This window comes from Streptomyces recifensis, assembly GCF_002154615.1.
GTDB classification, from domain to species: domain Bacteria; phylum Actinomycetota; class Actinomycetes; order Streptomycetales; family Streptomycetaceae; genus Streptomyces; species Streptomyces griseoluteus.
On the sequence record NZ_MUNH01000579.1, the window covers coordinates 1 to 2694 of the forward strand.

A 2694-nucleotide genomic window follows, 5' to 3' on the forward strand; every position below is an offset into this window, starting at 1 on the left:
CGCCGCCCCCGCCCCGGCCGGCGGCAGCCTACGGCTGTGACAGCACCACGCAGGACTCGCCCGGTACCTGGAGCATCCCGTCCGGGCCCGGCGGCTCCACGGACTCGTCCCACGCGGCCAGGATCTCCAACTGGCCCGTGCCCAGCGGGATGCCGGCCGGCTCCTTGCCGAGGTTGACCGCGACGCGGACGTCGCCCCGGCGGAAGGCCAGCCAGCGGGCGGACTCGTCGTAGGCGACCTTGGTGTCCGCGAGGTCGGGCACGGTGAGGTCGGGGCGGTCGTGGCGGAGGGCGATGAGGCGGCGGTACCAGGCGAGGACGCGGGCGTGGGGATCGCGCTCCGGCTCGGACCAGTCGAGACAGGAGCGGTCACGGGTGGCGGGGTCCTGGGGGTCGGGCACGTCCTCCTCGGCCCAGCCGTGGGACGCGAACTCCCGCCGCCTGCCCCGCCGGACGGCCTCGGCCAGCTCGGGGTCGGTGTGGTCGGTGAAGTACTGCCAGGGGGTGCCGGCCGCCCACTCCTCGCCCATGAACAGCATCGGGGTGAGCGGCGAGGTCAGGGTGAGCGTGGCCGCGCAGGCCAGCAGGCCGGGGGAGAGGGTGGCGGAGAGGCGGTCGCCCTGGGCGCGGTTGCCGACCTGGTCGTGGGTCTGGCTGTATCCCAGCAGCCGGTGCCCGCTCAGCCGGGCCCGGTCCAGCGGGCGGCCGTGGGCCCGGCCCCGGAAGCTGGAGTACGTGCCGTCGTGGAAGTAGCCGCCGGTCAGGGTCTTGGCCAGCGCGGCGAGCGGGGCGCGGGCGAAGTCGGCGTAGTAGCCCTGGGACTCGCCGGTCACGGCGGTGTGCAGGGCGTGGTGGAAGTCGTCGTTCCACTGGGCGTGCAGGCCGAGACCGTGCTCGGTGCGCGGAGTGATCATCCGGGGATCGTTGAGATCGGACTCCGCGATCAGGAACAGCGGGCGGCCCACCTCCTCGCCCAGCGCGTCGACCGACTCCGACAGCTCCTCCAGGAAGTGCCGGGCGCGGTCGTCGCGCAGGGCGTGCACGGCGTCCAGGCGGAGCCCGTCGAGGCGGTAGTCCCGCAGCCAGGCCAGGGCGCTGTCCCGGAAGTAGGCGCGCACCTCGTCCGAGCCGGGCGCGTCCAGGTTCACGGCGGCGCCCCACGGCGTCTGGTGTGTCTCCGTGAAGTACGGCCCGAACGCCGGGAGTTGGTTGCCGGACGGGCCGAGGTGGTTGTGGACCACGTCCAGCACCACACCGAGGCCCAGTTCGTGCGCCCGGTCCACGAACCGCTTCAGCGCCTCCGGTCCGCCGTACGGCTCGTGCACCGCCCACGGCGCGACCCCGTCGTACCCCCAGCCGTGCCGGCCCGGGAAGGAGGACAGCGGCATCAACTCGACGTGGGTGACACCCAGTTGCCTCAGATGGCCGAGGCGCTCGGCGGCCGCGTCCAGCGTGCCCTCGGGGGTGTACGTGCCCACGTGCAGCTCGTACAGCACCGCGCCCGGCAGCCCGCGCCCCGGCCAGTCGGCGCGCCACGCGTACCGCTCCTGGTCGACGACCGCGCTCAGCCCCTCGGGGCCGTCCGGCAGGCGGCGCGAGCGCGGGTCGGGCAGGACGGGGCCGTCGTCCAGCGCGAAGCCGTACCGCGCGCCGTCCGCCGCGTCCGCCTCCGCCGTCCACCAGCCCGTCCGCTGCGGATCGGGTTCCATCGCCCGCGTGGCGCCCTCGCACTGGAGCGCGACCCGGTCTGCCTGTGGTGCCCACACCTCGAACTTCACGGACGGTTCCCCTTCGTCTGCTCACCGTGATGCAGTCGGTCCATCGTGCCGCGAATTCGATCAATCCGCTTTCGAATCGGGGCTTTCCGCCCGGGTGTCGCGGAAGCGGTCGACCGCGGGCGCCGGTTGCCTCGTCTGGACACCTCGGGGTGCGCTGCCCGACAATCACGAACGTGACGTCGTCCTTCGAATTCCCCGTGTATCCCGTACGGGTCTCCGACGCGGAACGCGACAAGGCGCTGCGGGTACTGCGGGACGGCGTCGCCCTGGGCAAGCTGTCGCACGACACGTTCGTGCACCGCATGGAGCTGGCCCTCGCCGCGCGCAGCCCCCGCGAACTCGCCGTGCTCACCGCCGACCTCAAGGACGGCAACAGGCTGAGCCGCGCGCTGTTCGGCACCGTGGAGGCCGTGTCGGGCTTCGGCGTCCGGCTGGGCCGGGCCTGGCGCGCCGAGCGGCTGCCCAAGCTGCTGCTGCCCCACCCCGCGCACGGCCACCCGCTGCGCATCGGCCGCGACCCGGCCAGCGGACTCCGGCTCAACCACGACACGGTGTCCCGTGTGCACGCCGAACTCCGGTACCAGGGCGGCATGTGGGTGCTGCGGGACCTCGGCTCGACCAACGGGACCACGGTGAACGGGCGCCGGGTCCTGGGTGCCGTGGCGGTGCGCGAAGGGGACCTCGTCGGCTTCGGCACGGTCTCCTACCGGCTCGCGGCGCACTGACACACCGGTACGAACCGCTGTACCCGGGTCCGGTCTCATGGCTGCCGTTCGGGTGAGCCGGGCCGGCGCGGCCGCTGGAGGGCCGACGGCAGGGCCGGGTGGCGCGTTCTGCCCACGCCCTGCTGCCACCCGGCCCGCCCCATTCGCTCAGCCCACGTCGCCCCCCGTGTCGACCCGCTCCAGCAGCCCCAC

At 74.0% G+C, this 2694-nt stretch carries 2 protein-coding genes; one reads left to right on the forward strand and one right to left on the reverse strand.

The window, feature by feature from the left end; genetic code table 11:
- Positions 1-28: 28 nt before the first annotated feature.
- Positions 29-1777: a malto-oligosyltrehalose trehalohydrolase gene (treZ, locus tag CCN33_RS26365; RefSeq protein WP_086695959.1), complete on the reverse strand. Its 1749-nt coding sequence runs from the start codon at positions 1775-1777 to the stop codon at positions 29-31.
- Between the two features lie 173 nt (positions 1778-1950).
- Here treZ and CCN33_RS26370 point away from each other — a divergent pair, with 173 nt between their 5' ends.
- The gene (locus tag CCN33_RS26370; RefSeq protein WP_086695960.1) at positions 1951-2502 is read left to right on the forward strand and encodes a DUF1707 and FHA domain-containing protein; all 552 of its coding nucleotides are present in this window, start codon (positions 1951-1953) and stop codon (positions 2500-2502) included.
- The last annotated feature ends 192 nt before the right edge of the window (positions 2503-2694 follow it).